The organism is Vibrio sp. 10N.222.46.A1 (assembly GCF_041473595.1).
In the GTDB taxonomy this organism is placed as follows: domain Bacteria; phylum Pseudomonadota; class Gammaproteobacteria; order Enterobacterales; family Vibrionaceae; genus Vibrio; species Vibrio tasmaniensis_A.
Genome location: NZ_JBFRSN010000179.1, coordinates 1 through 1025, shown reverse-complemented (window position 1 = coordinate 1025; position 1025 = coordinate 1). Strand labels below are relative to the sequence as shown.

Below are 1025 nucleotides of genomic sequence, written 5' to 3'. Positions count from 1 at the left end.
AGGTGTAAGTACCGTTACCGTTGATTTCAAGGACACCATCACTACCCGAGTAAGTCACGCTGTCTATCGATACATCACCTTCGATGTCTGAAGATGTTGCCAATAGTTGTGCATCAGAGATGGTAATCGAATTGTCTTCATTAACTGTGTAAGACGTAGAGCCAGCAACTGGCGGATCGTTCTCTGGAGTCACGCTAACATCAATGTTTGCAGACACCGTATCGGTGCCGTCTGAAACATCGAAACTAAAGTTCACGTCGCCATTGAAGTTTTCATTTGGCGCAAAGCTGTATGAGCCATCACCATGGTCTGTCAGTACCCCATCAGTCCCTTCATAACTGATGCCTTCAACCGTGAGATCATCACCCTCAATATCGGTTGCACCGGTTAGCAGATCTGCATCAGTAAACTGCAGCGTACCGTCTTCTTCAATGCTGAACTGTTGATCTTGAGGAACTGGCAGGTCATTGATTGGGTTAACGGTTAAATCGGCAGAAGCTTGAACCGTGTTAGTACCATCTGAAATATCAAAGCTGATATCGATATCGCCATTGAAGTTCTCATCTGGCGTAATGGTAAAGCTGCTATCGTCGTTTTGAATAACTGTCGCATCGCCACCAACCGTTAGGCCACTAGCAATTAGATCATCGCCTTCTACGTCAGATGCTTGAGACAGTAGTTGCTCTTGGCTTAGACGAATCGAACCGTCTTCATCGACTGAGTAAGCAAGGTCGCCTGATACTGGTGCATCATCGACTGCTGTTACGCTTACATCAATGTTTGCAGCAACCGTGTCTGTACCGTCTGATACATCGAAGCTGAAGTTTACGTCACCATTGAAGTTCTCGTTTGGCGCAAAGGTGTACGTGCCATTACCGTTATCAGTAAGAATGCCATCGCCGCCATCGTAGGTCACACCTTCAACCGTTAGGTTGTCACCTTCAATGTCCGTTGCGCCTGTTAATAGGTCGGCGTCTGTGAACAGTAAAGTACCGTCTTCTGCAATACTGAACTGTTGATCTTGA

The 1025-nt window shown here is 46.4% G+C and carries 1 protein-coding gene; it reads right to left on the bottom strand.

Features of this window, described 5'->3' with window-relative positions; genetic code table 11:
* Positions 1–1025 (bottom strand): cadherin-like domain-containing protein (locus AB4496_RS06180; RefSeq protein ID WP_372130696.1); only part of this gene is annotated, 1025 nt, incomplete at both ends.